This is a genomic window from Arthrobacter sp. Marseille-P9274 (assembly GCF_946892675.1).
Classification (GTDB): domain Bacteria; phylum Actinomycetota; class Actinomycetes; order Actinomycetales; family Micrococcaceae; genus Crystallibacter.
Map to the genome: position 1 here is coordinate 1 of NZ_CAMPOV010000006.1, position 18,389 is coordinate 18,389.

Annotated in this window: 19 protein-coding genes; 8 read left to right on the forward strand and 11 right to left on the reverse strand. The window is 62.3% G+C overall.

Going from position 1 to position 18,389, the window contains the following annotated elements:
• From OC550_RS22415 to OC550_RS22425, 3 genes are all read right to left on the reverse strand, one after another.
• Nucleotides 1-2,067 (reverse strand): TonB-dependent receptor (locus tag OC550_RS22415; RefSeq protein WP_262108016.1); only part of this gene is annotated, 2,067 nt, incomplete at its 3' end.
• 70 nt (nt 2,068-2,137) lie between these two features.
• On the reverse strand, nt 2,138-3,076 hold the full coding sequence (locus OC550_RS22420; RefSeq protein WP_066657216.1) for a FecR family protein: 939 nt from the start codon (nt 3,074-3,076) through the stop codon (nt 2,138-2,140).
• Between the two features lie 74 nt (nt 3,077-3,150).
• Nucleotides 3,151-3,717 (reverse strand): RNA polymerase sigma factor, encoded by a 567-nt coding sequence (locus tag OC550_RS22425; RefSeq protein ID WP_051121508.1) that lies wholly within the window; start codon nt 3,715-3,717, stop codon nt 3,151-3,153.
• A gap of 78 nt (nt 3,718-3,795) precedes the next feature.
• On the opposite strand from OC550_RS22425, the gene OC550_RS22430 reads away from it, so the two are divergent.
• The 6 genes from OC550_RS22430 to OC550_RS22455 all read left to right on the forward strand — a co-directional run bounded on the left by OC550_RS22430 (nt 3,796) and on the right by OC550_RS22455 (nt 10,100).
• Nucleotides 3,796-4,791: a VacJ family lipoprotein gene (locus OC550_RS22430; RefSeq protein ID WP_051121506.1), complete on the forward strand. Its 996-nt coding sequence runs from the start codon at nt 3,796-3,798 to the stop codon at nt 4,789-4,791.
• A gap of 95 nt (nt 4,792-4,886) precedes the next feature.
• Nucleotides 4,887-5,474 (forward strand): CDP-alcohol phosphatidyltransferase family protein, encoded by a 588-nt coding sequence (locus OC550_RS22435; protein ID WP_262108017.1) that lies wholly within the window; start codon nt 4,887-4,889, stop codon nt 5,472-5,474.
• A complete protein-coding gene (locus OC550_RS22440) occupies nt 5,449-6,633 on the forward strand; it encodes a glycosyltransferase (RefSeq protein WP_198010904.1) in 1,185 nt (394 codons plus the stop codon). Before OC550_RS22435 ends, OC550_RS22440 begins: the two co-directional genes overlap by 26 nt.
• Nucleotides 6,634-6,672: 39 nt before the next feature.
• Entirely contained in the window at nt 6,673-7,146 is a 474-nt protein-coding gene (locus OC550_RS22445) for an MgtC/SapB family protein (protein ID WP_051121504.1), read from the forward strand.
• Nucleotides 7,147-7,312: 166 nt separating this feature from the next.
• Nucleotides 7,313-7,708 (forward strand): cupredoxin domain-containing protein, encoded by a 396-nt coding sequence (locus tag OC550_RS22450; protein ID WP_197419094.1) that lies wholly within the window; start codon nt 7,313-7,315, stop codon nt 7,706-7,708.
• A 247-nt stretch (nt 7,709-7,955) separates the two neighbouring features.
• Complete coding sequence (locus tag OC550_RS22455) at nt 7,956-10,100, forward strand: TonB-dependent siderophore receptor (protein ID WP_262108018.1); 2,145 nt, start codon at nt 7,956-7,958, stop codon at nt 10,098-10,100.
• A 72-nt stretch (nt 10,101-10,172) separates the two neighbouring features.
• Here OC550_RS22455 and OC550_RS22460 read toward each other — a convergent pair whose 3' ends face one another.
• On the reverse strand, nt 10,173-10,628 hold the full coding sequence (locus OC550_RS22460) for a hypothetical protein (protein ID WP_037474351.1): 456 nt from the start codon (nt 10,626-10,628) through the stop codon (nt 10,173-10,175).
• A gap of 471 nt (nt 10,629-11,099) precedes the next feature.
• Here OC550_RS22460 and OC550_RS22465 point away from each other — a divergent pair, with 471 nt between their 5' ends.
• A complete protein-coding gene (locus tag OC550_RS22465) occupies nt 11,100-11,774 on the forward strand; it encodes a YgjV family protein (protein ID WP_080604539.1) in 675 nt (224 codons plus the stop codon).
• Between the two features lie 186 nt (nt 11,775-11,960).
• Here OC550_RS22465 and OC550_RS22470 read toward each other — a convergent pair whose 3' ends face one another.
• The 3 genes from OC550_RS22470 to OC550_RS22480 all read right to left on the reverse strand — a co-directional run bounded on the left by OC550_RS22470 (nt 11,961) and on the right by OC550_RS22480 (nt 13,711).
• On the reverse strand, nt 11,961-12,221 hold the full coding sequence (locus OC550_RS22470) for a hypothetical protein (RefSeq protein ID WP_015449245.1): 261 nt from the start codon (nt 12,219-12,221) through the stop codon (nt 11,961-11,963).
• Nucleotides 12,222-12,572: 351 nt separating this feature from the next.
• Nucleotides 12,573-12,962, reverse strand: a complete 390-nt coding sequence (locus OC550_RS22475; RefSeq protein ID WP_126053680.1) for a globin domain-containing protein — start codon at nt 12,960-12,962, stop codon at nt 12,573-12,575.
• A gap of 146 nt (nt 12,963-13,108) precedes the next feature.
• Entirely contained in the window at nt 13,109-13,711 is a 603-nt protein-coding gene (locus OC550_RS22480) for a sensor histidine kinase (protein ID WP_052811617.1), read from the reverse strand.
• 141 nt (nt 13,712-13,852) lie between these two features.
• On the opposite strand from OC550_RS22480, the gene OC550_RS22485 reads away from it, so the two are divergent.
• A complete protein-coding gene (locus OC550_RS22485; protein ID WP_042490934.1) occupies nt 13,853-14,221 on the forward strand; it encodes a response regulator in 369 nt (122 codons plus the stop codon).
• A 207-nt stretch (nt 14,222-14,428) separates the two neighbouring features.
• Here OC550_RS22485 and OC550_RS22490 read toward each other — a convergent pair whose 3' ends face one another.
• The 4 genes from OC550_RS22490 to OC550_RS22505 all read right to left on the reverse strand — a co-directional run bounded on the left by OC550_RS22490 (nt 14,429) and on the right by OC550_RS22505 (nt 18,298).
• Nucleotides 14,429-15,352, reverse strand: coding sequence for a GGDEF domain-containing protein (locus tag OC550_RS22490; RefSeq protein ID WP_042490938.1), 924 nt, complete (start codon nt 15,350-15,352; stop codon nt 14,429-14,431).
• A gap of 306 nt (nt 15,353-15,658) precedes the next feature.
• Nucleotides 15,659-16,291, reverse strand: a complete 633-nt coding sequence (locus OC550_RS22495; protein ID WP_042490940.1) for an RNA polymerase sigma factor — start codon at nt 16,289-16,291, stop codon at nt 15,659-15,661.
• A gap of 518 nt (nt 16,292-16,809) precedes the next feature.
• A complete protein-coding gene (locus OC550_RS22500; RefSeq protein WP_042490943.1) occupies nt 16,810-17,094 on the reverse strand; it encodes a WGR domain-containing protein in 285 nt (94 codons plus the stop codon).
• A gap of 685 nt (nt 17,095-17,779) precedes the next feature.
• Nucleotides 17,780-18,298 (reverse strand): hypothetical protein, encoded by a 519-nt coding sequence (locus tag OC550_RS22505; RefSeq protein ID WP_042490949.1) that lies wholly within the window; start codon nt 18,296-18,298, stop codon nt 17,780-17,782.
• Nucleotides 18,299-18,389 lie beyond the last annotated feature (91 nt).

Here is an 18,389-nt window from a genome sequence, read left to right on the forward strand (position 1 = left end):
CGCCCCCCGGCGGGCCTCAAGCCCCGCCCCGAACTCGGCGAACCCGCCCATCCGCCGGTCGAGCCCAGGGTCCAGGCTCAGCCTAGACCGTCCTAGGTAGCGACCGGTCACCGCGGGCGACACTCGCCAGGACCCTGCATCGATCGAATGTCGCATCTCGAAGTGGCCGGATACGTCAGGTACAACAGGAAGGCGCGGGTCACGCTCCAAATCTGCACCATCAATGCCGCGAACCAGCCGGGCGCGCTGGCCGGAGGCGCCCGCAACAAAGGACCATGCCGGTGTCGGCCGCCACCGAACGGTCAGTTCGCCGCCCAGGATATTCGCGTCGCCAGCGTTACGCGTCGCCACAAGGCCGGAATTAAGAAGATAGTCCGACTGAACGTCCGACCAGATGGAGCTGAACGCGCCAACTTCAACCTGAAGCCTGCCGCCGTCCGAAGTGCGTCGAAATCCAGCCTCGAAGGCGACCAACTGATCGGCATCGTAGCGGCGGGTTTCCACGTTGGTTGGATCGAGGCCACCGGGCCGAAATGCGGACGCAACGCGAAAGTAGGCCAACGAGGTGGAGGAGGGCAACCATGACAACGTCGCGCTGGGCGATACACCCCATAAAGACTTGGACCGAACTTCGGTTCCGACATCGTCGTCGCGGTCCTCCTTGACGGTTGAGCGGAAAACGCGGACGCCAAGGCCGAGACGAAGACCATCGACAAGCGGTCGGCTACCCTCGGCAAACATGGCCGTTTCGGTGACGCTTCTTGACGCATCCAGCAAATCTGCGATCATCGGGCCGATTTCCGATGCTCGGCCGCGAGCGCCGCTACGGGATGAGAGATAGGAAACGCCCAAAGCCCAAGGCGTTCGGCCGCTTTTGTTCGCAAGGCGGATTTCCTGGTCGAATACCTGATATGTGCGGGTTTCGGCATACCGCAGCGGCGCGGTCAGACCGAGGGACGAGGCCGCGCTGCTCGCGTCGTCAACCTTCAGCGTCCTCTGCGTTGCTAGGCTTGTAGAGACGGTCAGGGCATAAGGCCCAAGCTCACCTTGCAGGACGCCCGAGGTGAGCCAGACATTATTCGACCGTGGCTCCGGCGTCCGGTCTGCGCGTGTCAGCTCTTCCTTGTCGCGATCCACATATTGGCTGTCGAGCGCGCGGATGTTCTGACCGGCGCCAATGAGGTCAAAAGTCCACCCCTCGCTTGGGACAACGCGAAGCGACGCTCTGGTGCCGCGCACGACCGTTCGGTTGACGCCCGAGCGACCTCCAGCGTTGTTGATCCAGCCTGGCGCGACATCGACGTAGCCCACCAACCGCAAGGCGGCCTGATCCTGGCGCACGGGTAAGTTGACGACGCCCTCGACCGACGCGCCGACACCGTGACCCGGGAGGCCGGCGATACGCTGACGGGAGCGACCGGCAAATTGGCCCAAATCGGGCGCAATGGTCATCACGCGATAGACGCCGCCCAGTGCTCCTGTACCGTAAAGCGGACCCTGCGGTCCCTTCAGCACTTCGACCCGATCTACATCAACCATTCGGAAGTCGGGATCGGGCGCGTCGTAAGTGATCCGGGCCTCGTTCAGGTACACACTCACCGGGGACTGTCCGAAGCCGATAAACGGACTGTCGGCTATGCCCCGCAAGAACAATCGGCTCGCACCTGGCCCGCCATTCGTAGCAATCAATCCCTGAACCTGGGTCGCCACCGCCGACGTGCCAGCGTCCGAGCCCGCGGCGGCGCTTCCATCCAGTACATGGACCGTGACCGGTCCCGGCACTTGCGAAAGCAACTCGCGCATCTTCCTGGCGGTGACGATGATGTCCGATGAAACGGTTGGATCTGCGCTGGCGGCTGTCGGGCCGGCGTTCGGGGCGGCGGGGGCAGCCGATATCCGAAAGGTCGCCGGTCCGACGCGGTGGGCCGAGAGGCCGGTGCCTGCCAAGAGTCGCGCGTAAGCGGCATCAACCGTCATCCGGCCTCGCAACGCGATCGCCCGGCGCTGTGGAAGCGGAGCATCGAGCGCGAACGATGTCTTCGTCTGAGTGGCGAGCGCGGCGAGCATCGTCTCAAGCGTACCAGCGGGGACGTCGATCGAAAGGACACGCTCCTGAGCCGCTGCCGGTCCGGCAACGCTAGTCGCCAGCGCCGCGGACGAGACGCACAGTGCTTCCTTCCACTCTCGCATCCAACCCCGTCAACTGCTTAAGCGTGTCGATGGCTGACGCGCCCGGTTCGATCGTGATGACGCCCGAGAAGCGCCTGTTGGCCAGGTCGCGGCCGATCTCCACCCGCCGTCCTGCGTAGCGCGACACATCAGCGACGACCAGCCCGAGCGGCGCGCGGTTATACACGAGCCGACCCCGCCGCCAGCTCCCGACGGCCTCGGTCGCCTGGGCAGTGATCTCCACCACACCGCGTCCCGGGTCTGCGAAAAGCGCCTTGCCCGCGTCTAGCACGACGGGCTGAGCGAACCGAACCGAGCTCACCGACACAGTCCCGGCCTGAACCGCCACCCTGAGAATACCGTTCTCCAGAGAGACATCGAACCGGGTGCCGACATCTTTGACGAGGAAGTCGGCCGCCTCGACAGTGAAGGGCGAAGCAGGATCGTGGCGCACGTCAAAGAACGCGGTCCCGGTCAGCCGCACGTGACGGGCATTGTCGACATTGGCAACCAATGTCGACCCAGGCGCAAGTGTCGCTTTCGCGCCGCTTGGCAGCGTGACGGACCTCATTTCGCTAGCGGCAGTGCGATAGACCGGCGAGGCGGTCGGCGCGTCAAAGCGCAGAAGCGGCAGTGATACGATGGCCACGGCCGAGGCTGCAACGGCGCCCGCGACGATGCGCCAGCGCAGCCATTTGCGTGCGCCTTTGTTTTTGACCGCGCGCGGAAGAAGAGCGGGCCGTAGGCGATCGATCTCTTCATCAAGCAGCGCAATCTCGTTATAACACGCACGATGCTCAGAATTCGCAGCTAGCCAGCGAGTAAAGCCATCCCAGTCAAAGTCGTCGCGATGCTGTCCCTGATGCCACAGCGCGGCCTGCTCGTAGATGTCCTCTGTCGTGGTCATTTCGCATCGCCGCCGACGGAGCACGCCGGCAGTCTCCTGGTTCGAACGTAAGACGCCGAGCAAGCCATCCCGCCTCAGTCCCTCAGCGATCGCCGAAGAAAAGTCATCGCGGTTGCCATGTGCTTCTCCACGCCGCTGCGCGTAATGCCGAGCTCTCGAGCCACATCCGCGTGCGGCAACCCATCGAGCTTGTGAAGCCGGAACACTCGGCCGGCTGCGGGCGGCAGCGCCGCGATGGCGGTCGCCAGACGTGCCGAGCGCTGTTGGTCCTCCATCGCCTGTTCGGCGCCCGGGCGCGGATCGGCTGTTTCGCCTGGGCTGGCGGCACCATATTCCGCAACCGACCAGTCACGGTCGCGCGTTGAGCGGCGGCGTCTTTCCCGCATCCGATCCAATACAAGGTTCTGTGCCGCGCGATAGAGATACGCGCGGCCATTTGCGACGGGGCTGCCGCCGGCCGCATGAACTCGCAGCCAGAGTTCCTGAAGCACGTCTTCCGCTTCGGCCGGATCGCCTGTGCGCGTGATCAGAAAGCGGAGAAGCTCCGGACGGTACGCTGCGTACAAGGCGGCAAGACCGGATTGCGGGGCGTGGACGAGCTTCTCCCGTTTACCTTTTTCTCCAGGGGCGTTCGGAGGCAAAAAATCCGTCCCGGCTTTTCGGCAGGTGCGGTTGCGTCCTGCGGCGGCGTCTCATTCGCAGAGGATGGCCCAAAGGCGGTGGACTTGCAACGCCCAGGTGAGCTCTTCCTGTCGAAAGGTTATGAGTTGGGCACTGCTATCGTGGCTGCGGCACTGTTTCTGCCTCCTCCAGTAATGCTGGATCAGATGGCGATCGTGCCGGTGCTTTTTCAAGAAACGGCACCTGTCGGCCATGTGCCGCAAGAGGTACCGGCTATAGGCTCCGAAGGCGAAGCAACGTCGGCAAACCCCGTTGAGGCTCCAACGCCACCGTCGTCACCGGAGGAAGGTTTGCCGATAGATATTGGCGCCGAGCAGCAGACGGTCGAACACAATGACATTGTGGTCACTGCTCGACCGGGTCATGCGCCGGGAGATCCGTTGCAAGCTGTCAACGCACAGGCATTTGCCATCACCCAGACCGTTGACAAGGCGGTCGTCGCGCCGGTGGCGATGACCTATCAACGCGCCTTGCCTGGTTCGGTTCGTGGGGCAATCCGCAATTTCTTCAATAATCTGGCTGAACCGGTTGCATTCCTCAATTTCCTCGTTCAGCTCAAACCCGGCAAGGCGGCCGAGACGGCCGGACGGTTTGCGATCAACACAACGGTCGGCGTCGCCGGGATGATCGATGTCGCCCGGAAAAAACCGTTCAAACTACCTCGTAGATCGAACGGCTTTGCCAACACACTGGGCTATTACGGCGTAAAGCCCGGCCCCTTTCTGTTCCTTCCGCTGATCGGCCCTACGACCGTCAGAGACCTCATCGGCCTTGGTATCGACCGAATGGTTCTTCCGTCGGCGTTCGGCCAGCCGTTCAACCAGCCCACCTACACGGTTCCAGCAAGCATCGTTGGGTCGCTTGATTACCGGGTCCAGTTCGACTCACAACTTCGCGAGTTGAAAGACACGCCGGACCCGTATGCTGCTTCGCGCAGGAACTATCTGGAAGGCCGCCAGGCGGAGATTGACGCTCTGCATGGGCGAACGTCACCGCAACCGATCACGCGCCGTACGCTCCCGGTTTTCCCATGATGCATGGCTCTCCTGCTCGTTCCGAACTACGCCGCATACAAGAGAATTGGCTTGCCAAGAGCGAACGACGGGTTCTCCAATGGCTTTGCGCCCGAATGCCTGCTTCCATCACGCCGGATCGCCTGACCGCCATCGGCATGATTGGAGCCACAATGGTTTTTGGCGGCTACATTGCGAGCAATCTTGGCCACCTTTGGTTACTTTTGTCCCTCGCCGGCTATGTCGTTCAATGGTTTGGGGACTCAATGGACGGAAGCCTCGCGCGGTATCGTAAGATCGAGCGCCCCTCCTACGGATACTTCATCGATCACAGTTGTGACGGGATGGCAAATCTGCTGATCGTGGCCAGGATCGGCCTTTCCCCGTACGTGACCATGAACATCGCCATGGTCGCGCTGGCCGGTTACCTCTTGATGTCGGTTCACACATTCCTCGCGGCGCGAGTGATGGGCGAATTGCGACTGTCCTATCTCGCAATGGGTCCTACCGAGCTTCGCCTTTTCCTGATCCTGTTGACGATTGCGATGATGGCAATCGAGCCCGGCGGAGACCGTATCTGGACGATACCGGCACTAGACGCTCTGGTAGGATTCATCGGCGCCGCGCTGATTTGCCTATTTATAGTGCAAACCTTGCTAGTGGCTAGAACACTTGCTCGTGTCGATTCAAATGCGGATCGTTGATGTCAATGAGTACTACTGCCCGACAGGAGGTGGGGTTCGAACGTACATCGACCGGAAAATGCGACTCCTGGCTGATCTTGGTCACGAACTTATTGTCATCGCACCCGGCCATGAGAATCGTCTCGAACACCGCCCCGGCGGGGGGCGCGTTTTCTGGGTAGCCGCACCCCGCCTTCCGTTCGACCGAAGCTACGGGATGTTCTGGGATGGGGCTCCGGTAACGGCACTGCTCGATGAACTAAATCCCGACGTCGTCGAGACAAGCTCGCCGTTTCGCCCCGCATGGATCGTCGCCAACTGGAGAGCGCCCGCGGCTAAAGTCTTCTTCGCACACAATGACCATATGACTGCCTACGCGCAGCGTTGGGTGGGACGACTGGCCTCGCGGCAAAAAGTTGAGAGTTGGTTTGGGTGGTACACCCGCTACCTTGCTCACTTCCTCGACAGGTTCGATGCCTTTGTCACGAATGGCAGGACGCTCGACCGTTGGTATTCCGGCCGCGGACTTCAGGTCGATGCACCGCTTCCGCTCGGCGTGGAAGGCGGCGTTTTCGCCCCGCATCTTCGAGATGAACAACTACGGGCAGCGCTACTGGGCGAGTGCCACCTTCCACCTTGTGCGCATTTACTTATCGGGGTCGGGAGGCATCACCCGGAGAAGCGCTGGCCGATGGTTATTGATGCGGTTGAACAAGCCGGCCAATCGGCACCTATTGGGCTCATCCTCCTTGGCGACGGCGTCGATCGACCCAAAATCTTCAGCCGCGTCGCTGGCAATCCCCACATCCGGCTGTTTAAGCCGATCTTCGAGCGTGAGCGATTTGCATCCGTGTTGGCCAGCGCAGATGCGCTCGTGCACGGATCGGATACCGAACCTTTTGGTCTCGTTGCCTTAGAAGCCATCGCGTCAGGGCTGCCGTTGATTGTTCCTAACGAGGGAGGGTCAGCGGAATTTGCAGCACCAAGCCATTCCGAATCCTATAATGCGCGTGACGCGAAATCCTGCGCAGCGGCGATCCTGCGCCTGTTGGCGCGGGATTCCGTACAGTTACGTTCGGCAACCCTGGATGCAGCAGGAAGAGTTCGTACGGATCTCGATCACCTAATTGATCTACTGGATTATTATAATCAGCTACTCTTACGACGATCGATTTCATGATAAATTTCGCGAAAAAAAATGAAGCAAGGGTTGTAGTCATTGACGTATCTTACGGAAAACATTCCCTGGTGGCTTGATATAGCGCGCATCCTACTGGCAGGGTTGCTGGGTGCCATAATTGGCTGGCAACGTGAGCACCACGGCAGGGAAGCCGGAATCCGAACCTACATGGCTGCTTCGCTAGGAGCCTGCGCCTTCGGACTTGTGTCGAACGCCATCGGGGACCAAGGTCGCATCTCTGCGGGAATTGTTACTGGAGTAGGATTCATTGGCGCCGGCATCATCCTGCGCGACGCTGGGCGCGTGACGGGGCTCACAACGGCAGCTACGCTCTGGGCGTCTGCAGCGGTCGGGTTAAGCGCCGCGTACGGGATCTATCATCTGGCTGTCATAACCGCTCTGATGCTTCTTTTGATCCTTGAGCTGCCTCGCATGCCTGGGTGGACGCGGGTTTCGCACCGAGCCCGCTTGCATGTACACCATTCGGATTCCGACGACGAACCTACTCGATGAACATCACCTTGCACGCCGAAGCAGGCCAATCGGCTCGGAATCTAGCGCCGTGGAAGTTGGAATTGACGTCCCTTTCTCGGGATTTTCGCTTCGATGCAGCTTTTGAACGGCCAAATGAGCCTGCGGCTCAATCCGTGCTATGATACGCTTGTACTGGGGATGTTCGATGCGCTCGCTAAGCCTCGCTGTTTGCGGCCTTCTTCTCGCGGGGCCTGGCTTTGCTCAATCGCCGAACTGGTTGAACGCCCGGACGATCGAAATCGACATGAAGAATTTCGCTTTCGTTCCAGCCACGATCACGCTTCAACGCGGTGTTCCCTACCGCTTGCGCTTTGTTAACACGGCAGGGGGCGGCCACAATTTTGTCGCCAAGGCCTTTTTCGAGCAAGCCAGTATTGCCCCTGCCAGCCGGTCGACGATCAACAAGGGTGAGGTCGATCTGGGAGGCGGAGAAAGCGGGGACGTGCGCCTGGTTGTCAACCGGATCGGAACCTACGACGTGCATTGTTCGCACTTCATGCACTCGATTTTCGGCATGAAAGGCAAGATCGTCGTCCGGTGAGCGTCACTGGCTCGGCTCTCTTCCATGTCATGGCTGAGGACGTTCGGCGTAATGCAACGGCAAAGCCAACTCAGGCTCTGATAAGTGATCTCGTCGGGCTTCGTAACATTGCCGTAGTCCGTTTCGCTGGCCTCATATTTTAGAGAGCAAGTCAACGGGCCCGACAGCGACCACCCCGAAGGGCTATTGCGACGCACTCTCAAATCACCTATTGCGTTGGTGAGAGAGATTCGCAAAAGGGTCAACGGTGAGAAATCTTGGTATTGGAACTGCACTCGGCTTCGGGCTGCTCACCGTCCCGGCAATGGCTCAAGACCAGTTCCTGCCGGGACCCGGCAGCACCTCGCAAACGATCATCGTGACCGGCGTCCGCGACGGCTATCAGATCGATGCGACCAGCACCGCCACGCGCACACCGACCGAGCTCAACGATGTCCCCCAAGCGGTCTCGATCATCACGGAAACGCAGATCGACGACCAGGCGATGCGCTCTATTGCCGATGTACTACGCTATGTCCCCGGCGCCGTAATCTCTCAAGGTGAGGGACACCGCGATCAGATCATCCTGCGCGGGAACAGCAGCACCGCAGACTTCTTCGTCGATGGCTTGCGGGACGACGTGCAATATTATCGCGGCCTCTACAATGCAGAGAGGATCGAGGTTCTGAAAGGTCCCAACGCGATGATCTTCGGGCGCGGCGGCGGCGGGGGCGTAATCAACCGCGTCACCAAGCGCCCTGTCGCCAACGCCTTCATCAGCGGCAGCGGTTCGGCGGACACATATGGCGCATGGTATGTCGACGCCGACATCAGTCAGCCACTCAGCGAGTCCGTCTCCACCCGGATGAACGCCGTTTACGAGGAGTTCCGAAACAATCGCGACTTCTATGACGGGCGCCGGGTTGCGATCAACCCGACCGTCGCGCTCTCGCTCGGCGGTGCGACTCGGATCGATCTGGGCTTCGAATATAACAGCGACAAGCGAACGATCGACCGAGGCGTCCCCTCGGCCGTTCAGGGCTCGCTGACGAGCCCGTCACGCCCGCTCACCGGCGCCCGCGACACCTTCTTCGGTGTGCCGGGATTCAACGTCAGCGATTTCGAGGCCAAGGTCCTGAATGGGCGCGTCGAGCACCGCTTCAGCGACAATCTGACCCTGACCAGTCGGGTCCTGTATGGTGATTACGACAAGCTCTATCGGAACGCCTTTCCGGTCACCCCGGTCACGTCGCGCGGCGGCGTCCAGAGCGTCGGCCTCGAAGCGTATAGCGATCCCACGACACGCAAGAACCTGCTCAACCAGAACGACCTTGTTTGGAGGGTCACCACTGGACCCGTCCGCCACGTGCTGCTCGCTGGCTTCGAAATTAGCGACCAGCGCACGCGCAACCAGCGGATCAACGGCTTTTTCGGGGGTGGTGATATCGTCAACGGGGGGCGGCGCGTCTTTGTCGGGTTGGCCGACCCGATCACGGTGCCGCCGGTCACGCTGCGCACCACTCCCAATACCGGCTACCGGTCAATCCGCACGAACGCCGACGCCGCCGCCTTCTATGTGCAGGACCAGATCTCGATCGGCGACCATGTCGATCTGATCGGCGGCGTTCGCCGCGACCGCTTCACGCTTAACGTCGACGACCTGGTTGCCGGGCAGAGCTATCGCCGGACCGACACGCTTTGGTCTCCCCGCCTGGGCGTGGTGCTCAAGCCGGTGCAACCTGTCTCGATATACGCCAGCTATAGCCGGTCCTTCCTGCCGCAGTCGGGGGATCAATTCTCATCGCTCGATGTCACCAGCGCCGCGCTGGAGCCGGAGAGGTTCGACAATTACGAGCTTGGCCTCAAATGGGATATCCGCCCGACGCTGAACCTGACCGCCGCCATCTACCAGCTTGACCGCACCAACACCCGCGCGGCCGACCCCAATGACCCCGCACGGACGGTGCTCACGGGCGCGCAGCGCAGCAAAGGGCTCGAACTCGGCCTTAGCGGCGCGATCACACCCCAGTGGCAGATCAGCGCGGGCTATGCGCTGCAGGACGCGACAATTCGCAAAACGACGAGTGCCGCCCCGGCCGGGCGCGAGGTTCCGCTGGTTCCAAAACAGCAGGCTTCGCTCTGGACGCGTTACGACCTCACCCCACGCTTGGGGGCCGGCGCCGGTGTCTACCACCAGTCGAAAAGCTTCACGTCCATCAGCAACACCGCCATCCTGCCCGCCTTCACCCGCGTCGATGCCGCCGCATTCTTCAAGCTCACCCCCCAGATCGAGGCGCAAATCAACGTCGAGAATCTGCTTAACAGCGATTATTTCTCGTCCGCCTACAACGACAACAACATCATGCCCGGCGCGCCGACGACGGTGCGCGCAACGGTTAGAATGAGATTATAACGGTGTTGGCCAACTTGGTCGGGTGCGGATCAAGCCGCCCTCGCAAAAGTCGGTGAGACGCCGCTGGCCGGTTTAGAAACCAGTCTTCGCCGATGGATCACAGGACTGGCGCATGAACTCCAGGGCATCACCGACGCGGCGCACCGCGTCGTTGTCCCCGACGAATATATCGAGACCCTCGTAGGGCTGCGCGCCCCCTTTGATCTCCACCGACGCCTGGGGCGCGTTGGCCGAGTAAAGCGGTCGGATCGCAACCACCTGATCTAGTTTCACGCTGAGGGCGCTTTTGTCGGCGAGCGTGAGCGTAACGAGGCAACCACCTTTCACTCCTACGCTCGTGATCCTGCTGTTCCGCACGAAACCCGGCCAAGGCTTTGCGACGGCTGTGCCGCGGGTCAGCATGTCCTGGACGAACTTCGACGCACCCGCGGCGGTTCGTGGTTTGGCGGGCACCACCTGCTGAGCCGCCACGGGCGCTGCGCTTCCGAGCGAAAGTGCGTAGATCAATAGGTCAGGACGATGGGGCATCAGTGAACTTTAGCCGACCTTAGTCCTGCGTGGCGATAGGCGGAGGCGGCGCGGGCGCCTGATGCCGGGCGGGAAACAACGGCACGCCACCCCTATGATGGCCGTAGCCGTAATCACCTACGTCGAGCTGGAGAAGGCAATTCGCATAGCTCTCCGTTCCAGGCTGGAAGCCGTAGCTCGCACACGCCGCCCGATGGCGAGCGGCCATTTCTCGCGGACTGACGCAGCCAGAAAGCACGAGCGACGTCGAGATGGCGAGAAGCTTGAAAGCGTCACGCACCATTGTCCTGGTCCAAACAAGGGCGGAACCCAAGGGGAAGAGCGCCGCGCTGGACGCAGAATGAACCAGTCCTCGTCAAAAGCCAAATGCCATTGTGGCCGGGACTCGCGATGGGAAAGCGGTCGACGACAACGCCACATTAACCTTCTTCCTTCACGGTGGAAGCCGGACCAACCCCGACGCGAGCGTGCATGTCGCTTTTCCTCGATCAAACGTTTGCGAGCACCGGGTTAGCTGCGATCCTATTCGGGGCTGTTGGTCTCGGCTGCGTGGTGAGCTGGCCGCTCCTACCCTCGCGCCGGGGAGCGCTCATGGTGCAGGGCGCGGGCGCGGGCGCATTCGCGCTTCACTTCGCGCTGATCGGCGCGCCTACCGCTTCGGCCGCATGCCTTCTTTCCCTGATGCAGCTCACCGTCGCGCTGGTGGTTCGTGACCGGGTTGCCAAGCTCGCGCTCGACGGCGCGACGTTGCTCGCGCTGCTGTTGCTCACCGTGGCGACCTGGCATGGAATCCTGTCCGGCCTTGCCGCTTGCGGCGGTGCATCTTCTTTCATTGCGCGGACCCAGCGATCAACGACGCGGATGAAGATCGTCTTTCTCGTGGCCGCGCCCTTCTGGCTGGCCCACAATCTTCTCATTGGCGCACCGTTCGCCTTGGCCGTTGATCTTGTATCGGTCGCGGGGAATCTGCTCGGGCTTTTTGCCTTTTGGAAGCGGGAACAGCGTCAAGCGGACGGGCCGCGCAGCCTCAGCTATCCGGCGCGGCTTTCCCCACGTCACGCTTTCCGCTCTGGTCACCTTTCCCTCGGCAAACTCGCGATCTCAAAGCGCGCGCGCGCGTTACAGGGAGTCCAGATCCTCACATGACACAGGTAATTGTAGGTGCTTGCAATCGTAGCGGCGTTTGCTTGCAAACAGAGCCTTTTTTTGCTCGGATTATCTGACAACCGGCTCGGCGATCTGCTCGCGCTATCTGCCAATGTGCTCGACATCATCCTGCGCTGCTCGCAATCATAAAGGTCTGCTCACATCCCCTGCCAGCGAAACAGGGCGTCAGCGCGGCACCCGGATGGAACCTTCCGCGATCCCCTCGGCGACATTGGAGAGCATGACGGCGTAGCGATGCAAACCGGGGAAGCGACCAGCGTTCTTGTCGATTTCACCGCCGTATCCGGCGTCGAGCAACGCCTTGAAGTCGGGCATCACGTCGAACATGCCGCCGAGCAGATCGATATCGGAGGCCCCGGTAAGCAACAGGGCGTTCGCATGGGCGTCGAGACGCTTCATCGTTTCCAGCATTTCGGTCCTGGTCATCGCATCCTGTCCGCTTGCGGGGTTCCATCGCCTAGCACGACGCGCCGGCCCTGTTCGCGAAAACCTTCCTTTCTGACGACCTCGCGGGCGGGCCATGACGACAACGCATTTCTGCGGCCCGCCGCTTGTCAGAACTGTTCTGGAAACCTGCTTCGCAAAAGCGCTTGCCGGCTACGGGTTTGGAGAGCCCATTGGCACGGAGCGTGAGCACAACGCCCCGTTTGCAAGCAGCGCCGGATGATGGCGAGCACACTGGCAGATAATTCGAGCAGGACGCTCCCCGCCAGTGGCAGAAAGCGTGAGCAGGAAATCAGGCTGTTTGCGAGCACACGCCGCTATGATTGCAAGCGCCTACAAGTAGGCCTCGCCCCAGGCGTTCAGAACCTCATCGGTTGCCGCCTCGCCCAATATGTCGCGGATCGCCGGCAACAGCGCATTGGCGACCGCAGGATAATGTTCGGGCTTGATATGGGTCTCGACATGGCGCGCGGCGATGCGTTCGATCGCGGGTTTCAGCACGTCGAGCTTGTCGACGTTCTGCGCGAAGGCGAGGATCGCGGCCGCTAGCCGCTTAGGCTGCGCGCCGGATTCGTGCGCGGCCATGTCAAACAGCGCCTTGATCTCCGGATCGACGAACAGGCGCTGATACATGCGCGTGGTAATCTCCACGCCGTGCTGCTGGAGCGCAGGCGCCGTAGCTTTCACCAAAGCCATTGTTTCGGGGGAGAGCGGTTTGGACATACAGACGTGCTCCGGATTTCAGACCCTGATAAAAGAGACGATCAAAGTGGCGAGAGGGACCCGATCCAGCAAGGAGCGTGGGCCGGAGAGACAGGCATGCGCGATGAACCAAGGCTTAGCGGCGGGGTATCCTGTATCCGGATCGATCATAGCTCGACCGCAGCCAGAGGAGCGAGCAAGGTCCACACGACGCCCGAGGCGGGAAACTCCATCTCGGCACGGCCGCGCAAGCTGCGGCTCACGGCCGTGCATATCAGCCGCGACCCAAAGCCCCGCCGCTCGGGCCTGACGACTGGCGGGCCACCCCGTTCGGCCCATTGCATCCAAAGCTCGGCTTCGGTGCCCGAATCCAGCACCTTCCATGTCAGCTCGATCGTGCCCGCCTCATTGGACAGGGCCCCATATTTGATCGCGTTCGTCGCCAGCTCGTGAAAGGCGAGGGTCAACGTCATCGCCGCCCTGGGGCCGATCGTGACCGTGGGGCCGTCGAGGCGAAGCCGCTCCGCGTAGAGGGTGAAGTGGCCCAGCGCATTTTCCGCCAGCGCGGGCAGGGGCGCCGCCTGCCAGTTGTGGGATAGAAGCTGCTCGGTCGCGTTGCCCAGCGCCTCCAATCGCTCGTCAATGGTCGATCGGGCGTCTTCGATCGAATCGGCCGCCTGCAAGCTCTGGCTGACAAGGGAACGAACGACAGTGAGAATGTTCCTGAACCGATGCTCAAGCTCACGAATCCGGGTTTCAGTATCGACCATAACTCTACGTGCCCCCTACCCGGCTACTTAGAGCAATCGGGAGCCCAGGACGAACATTTTGCACGTTCGCGTGGAGCACAGAGCCAGACGGCGCGTTGCTGCGCTGATCGGTGGAACGGCTGCGTAAATGCTTGGTGCGGCATGACTAAACAAGACGGGATCAGCGGCCTTCGCGTGCTGGTTGTCGAAGATGATTATTGGGTCGCGGCTACGCTGGTTGAGATAATATCTGAAGCCGGCGCGGAAATCGTCGGCCCTGTCGATTGCGTGCGGGATGCCCTCGCGGCGCTGGACTCGTCGCCTCATGTCGCCAGCCTCGATGTGCAACTTGGCTCCGAAACCTCGTTCCCGATCGCGGACGAACTGGACCGTCGCGGCGTGCCCTTCATCTTCGCCACGGGTGCGGCCAGCATGATCCCGGCTGCCCACGCCTCACGCCCGACCTTCCACAAGCCCGCTTCGCGCGAGCTGCTGATCGGGGCGCTTTCTGGCGCGCTCAACCCTGCCTAACAGGGCTGCTTCACTGACGCGATGCAAGAGGCTCAAAAGGAAACGCCCCCTCGTCGTCCAGCAGCTCGCCGGGTTGCATCGGGCCGGCTCCGGTCGCGGCGTCGATCGCGGCTTGCAAATGGACGGCGGTGGCCGTCGCGCCTCGGCCGCTCCGATCCAGTTGGGCCAATGCCATCCTCATAAGCGAGAGGGCTGTGTCGTCATTCGTCATAGACATGCCTCGATGGGAACCCGGAGCCTTGACGGAACAGGGGTGTCCGGGGCTCGATCTGTCGCCGCGCGACCGATCTCCACGGCGTTCTTCCCAGCGCGCTTGACCGCGTACATGAGCTGATCGACCGCGTGCATCAACGAGGGTTCGTCACGCGGGGTCTCGGGCTGAATCAGCAGCGCGCCCATGCTGCACGTCACCGGATGAGGCGTGCCGGCCAGAACCGATGACAGGCGCTTGTGAAGCGAGCGAGCGAAATACACCGCTTCCTCGGCCGAATGGACGGGAAGCAGAAAGGCGAACTCGTCGCCGCCGATTCGGCCGAAATCATCCTCACGCCGGATGATCCCCCGCGCGCCCTGTGCGAAGGTGCGCAGCACCTCGTCGCCCGCAACATGGCCGTGGCGGTTATTGAGGCCCTTGAAGTCGTCGAGATCAAGGATCGCGAGCAGGAAGGATTGTCGGGCAGGCACCGCTAGATCGAGACGATGGATCACGCGCTCGCGGAACGTCTCCTTGTTGAGCGCATCGGTCATGCGGTCGCGTGCCGCCAGGTGGTGCTCTCGGTCGAAGGACCGGCGGAAGCTGAGAACAATGGCGGCGACGAAAACATAGGTGACGGCGCGCACGGCCATCCTTGCCCCGAGCAGGGCGGGGGAGAGCCCTGGAAGTTCGGCGAGATGCGGCACGACGGCGAGGACCGCCGCAACGATCGCCACCAGATAGCCAGCACGGCTTCCCAACGCCCAGCAGGCGGCGCAGACGATCGGGATATAGAGCGGCGCGAGACCCATCCGGGAAAAATGTGCGTCCGCCAGCGCCAGCGCCGTGACGCTGAGGAGGATCGCGAACCAGGCGCGCTCACGCGGCAGGGAATGAAGGCGATCGGCGAGGCGGCCGACAGGCAGATGACTATTCACGCATGTCCTACTCGGTCAAAAGGTTCTCCAAGCTCATTCCCGCCCCAAGTGTTCCTGTTCAGCCGGCGGCACGCCCCATTTCGGAGACGTGCCGGCCACTGAACCGGGTGTTGGAAACCTGAAACACGTCAGGCGCGGACGCCTTTGGCCGGGTGGCTTGGACATGCGCGCCCGCCACCCGGTCGATGAAGCTCGACCGGCTCGTGTTTCAGGAGGTTTCCACGCCTCCACCCGCGTCTCCGCAGGTGCGCGCACGCTACCGGCAAACCGTTAAGAAAAGCAACAAGCCGACAGGCACACCGGGGATCAGCCGATCTTGACGCCCCGCCAGTCCCGCCTTTTCCGCAGGTGGATGGGCCGCTTGGCCGCTGACGGGAGCGTATCGCGGCCGGTCCTGTCGGCCAGCAGCGGCGTCGATCGCTCCTCGATGAGGGCGCGCAGCCGAGTCCGCCCGCGTGCGATGCGGCTCTTGAATGTGCCTGGGGCAATGCCGAGCTGCGCCGCGCCATCCTCGATGGACACGCCTTGGCTCGCCAGCAGCACCGCCTCGCGTTGGTGGATCGGGAGTTCGCTGAGCGCCCAATCCGTATCCCGCAGCCAGACGGCGAGGCTCTGGGTCTCGTCCACCCGTAGCATGCGGTCGCGCGCCTCTTCGGGCAGGTCGGCATGAAAGCGGGCGCGGCGGCGACCGGTGAGAAAGCTGTTCTTCATCACGGTCCGCGCCCAGGCGGCGAGGCTTGTTCCCGCCGCGAAGCTGGCGCGCGCGGTCCAGCACCTGAGCATGGTGTCCTGCAGAAGGTCGTCGGCATCGGCACCCCCTCCAGTCAGTCGCCGCGCATAGGCGCTTAGCGCCGCCGCCTGCTCGATCAGCGCTGCTCCGAACGCATCATCGGGCATGGCGATCGGCAAGGGAACACGGGCAGGCACATCGGGCGGCATCTCATTCTCCGGGCAGGGCTCTCCTGCCCTCAAGCGATATAGGGGGTGCGAGCCGCCGATGTTGCCGGCCAGACCGCTTCAAGGCCCGCTTCGTCCCGTATCGGTCGATCGGGGCTGCGCGCGTGCTATGGGGCTTCCATATCGCAATCGGAGAGAGACGATGGAGCGCCTGTTTCCGCGCGCCTTGATAGCGTGCATTCGTGAGGCTCGGCCGCCGACGTCGCAGGAGCTTGCATCGATGGCCGAGAAGATCTGGCGCGAGGCTTTTCCAGAGCGTCCATTTCGACGCGAGCGCGCCATGACCATCGCCGCCGTAGCGCTCACAGGCGAACGCCAGACGTGCAAGGGACCGCCGACATCCTGTCCCGCTGAACCATTTCCGGCTAGAATGCGGAGCGCTACGGTCGGTCGATGGTCGCCAGGGCTGTCGTCCAGGAGAGGATGCGCCGCTTGAGCCGGCAACATGCTGGCCGTAGCACCGGCCGGTTTCTTCAAGCAGCCGGCTTGACGGTGGCGGCTCAAACCTCGGTAGGCACCGGCTCGTAAGGTACCCCGATCCGGGTTTCGGCCGTGCCGCGCCGCCGCAGGGTCGCGGCAATGTGGCGGTCGGCCGCCGCGCGATCGGCGAAGGCGTGCCGCTGGGCTTGGCCGTGTGCGCCGATCCGGCCCCAGCGGGTTTCTACAACGATCATGCCGAAAAGATCGAGGCTTGCGGTGATGCTGTAACGCCGGCGGATGTTGCGCGCCGGGTCGATCGCCACCAGTTCGATCGGCTCGGGCAGGGACAGGTTCGCGCCATTCATGGCGCGGAGCCTACGAAATAAGCCTCTCCAAGTCAGGCGACTTTCCTGAATCAATGGCAAGCCGGTGATTCAGGAAATCGATGGTTCCTCGAAGCGTTACCGCGTCTGCGGGCTTGCGCGATGCTTCTGGCGCTGTTCGAGCCAGGGGGTGAACGCCGACTGGGTGCAAACGTCCAAGGGTTCATAGGTGCCCGGCGCAACACGCCGAAACAGCATGGGGCCGGTCCGAACGGCGCTTCGGCTGAGAGAAACCTGGCAGCTATTCCCGGTCATCCCGCACCGGCCACCTATGTTCATCACCGGACTGGTGCGGATGCTGATTGGTCCCGAGACGCGGCCCTTCGTAGCGCTGATAACGCGCGCGGGGCGGCTCTGCTCGATCTTCTGCCCAGGCCTGAACCATAGTCGCGCTCGTCCGTCCGACCCGCACCAGAAACTGCGCGCCGCTGCCACCGGCGCGCGCCCTATCTCCAACTCACCAACAAGGTCGGCTTTCGCGAACGCCGCGCGCGCCGCTGCCTCGATATTGTCGGGCAGGATGCATGAGCACGCCAGGGCGGGCGTGGACGCGCTAAATGCCGCACCAGCGAGGGCGGCGGCGGTCGTCCGCGATGATGACAGCATCGTCATCCCAAGAGACTATGGCCGCACGGCTGAACGAAACATGGCCTGCGCGCCTATACAGTCATTGGATCATTACCCGAGGATCATGAGCGATCAGGGTCTGGGCTGTCTCACCAAACTGCCGCCGATCAACCCCGCTCAAGGTCACGCGATTGCGTGGAATGTCGATCGTCAGAATGTTGAAGCGCCACTTCCGGCTCGACAACAATTCCGCAACCGCCTGCTCCGTGGCCTGTAATTCCCTCAAGGAGTAGCGGACCTGTCGAGCGACATAGCGCGGGTCGCCGGACAGGCGGCGCAGGCGGGCCTCAGCGTTGTCAGTGAACTGCACGATCACCGCGCCGCCGTCGACGAAGCTTCCAGCATAGGAAGGGTCGCCCGCTGCAAGCCCGTTGATCGCCGAAACAAGAATTGCGAGCGGTGTCGATTGCGCCGATTGGGCCTCAGGCGTGGGCGGCGCGGGAAGCGCCGAACCGGGTTGGGGTGTTGAACAGCCCAACAATAGCTCGCACGCCGCCGTGCAGACGATCACTCGCAGTAGCAGCGATGTTCGCAAGCTGGTCCGCATATGGCCGTTCATCCCAATGCAAGGATATCCGGAAGAGACTAAATTCATTGTGAGGATGATTCTATCCCTATTTGCCCTTTGCATGGCATGTTCGCCCGCAGTT

Excerpts from the sequence above, each read along its gene's own strand:
- OC550_RS22420 (WP_066657216.1), bottom strand. The coding sequence starts at position 3,076 with ATGACCACGACAGAGGACATCTACGAGCAGGCCGCGCTGTGGCATCAG.
- OC550_RS22435 (WP_262108017.1), top strand. The coding sequence starts at position 4,887 with ATGCCTGCTTCCATCACGCCGGATCGCCTGACCGCCATCGGCATGATT.
- OC550_RS22450 (WP_197419094.1), top strand. The coding sequence starts at position 7,313 with ATGCGCTCGCTAAGCCTCGCTGTTTGCGGCCTTCTTCTCGCGGGGCCT.
- OC550_RS22460 (WP_037474351.1), bottom strand. The coding sequence starts at position 10,628 with ATGCCCCATCGTCCTGACCTATTGATCTACGCACTTTCGCTCGGAAGC.
- OC550_RS22465 (WP_080604539.1), top strand. The coding sequence starts at position 11,100 with ATGTCGCTTTTCCTCGATCAAACGTTTGCGAGCACCGGGTTAGCTGCG.
- OC550_RS22470 (WP_015449245.1), bottom strand. The coding sequence starts at position 12,221 with ATGACCAGGACCGAAATGCTGGAAACGATGAAGCGTCTCGACGCCCAT.
- OC550_RS22475 (WP_126053680.1), bottom strand. The coding sequence starts at position 12,962 with ATGTCCAAACCGCTCTCCCCCGAAACAATGGCTTTGGTGAAAGCTACG.
- OC550_RS22480 (WP_052811617.1), bottom strand. The coding sequence starts at position 13,711 with ATGGTCGATACTGAAACCCGGATTCGTGAGCTTGAGCATCGGTTCAGG.
- OC550_RS22485 (WP_042490934.1), top strand. The coding sequence starts at position 13,853 with ATGACTAAACAAGACGGGATCAGCGGCCTTCGCGTGCTGGTTGTCGAA.
- OC550_RS22495 (WP_042490940.1), bottom strand. The coding sequence starts at position 16,291 with ATGCCGCCCGATGTGCCTGCCCGTGTTCCCTTGCCGATCGCCATGCCC.
- OC550_RS22500 (WP_042490943.1), bottom strand. The coding sequence starts at position 17,094 with ATGAATGGCGCGAACCTGTCCCTGCCCGAGCCGATCGAACTGGTGGCG.
- OC550_RS22505 (WP_042490949.1), bottom strand. The coding sequence starts at position 18,298 with ATGAACGGCCATATGCGGACCAGCTTGCGAACATCGCTGCTACTGCGA.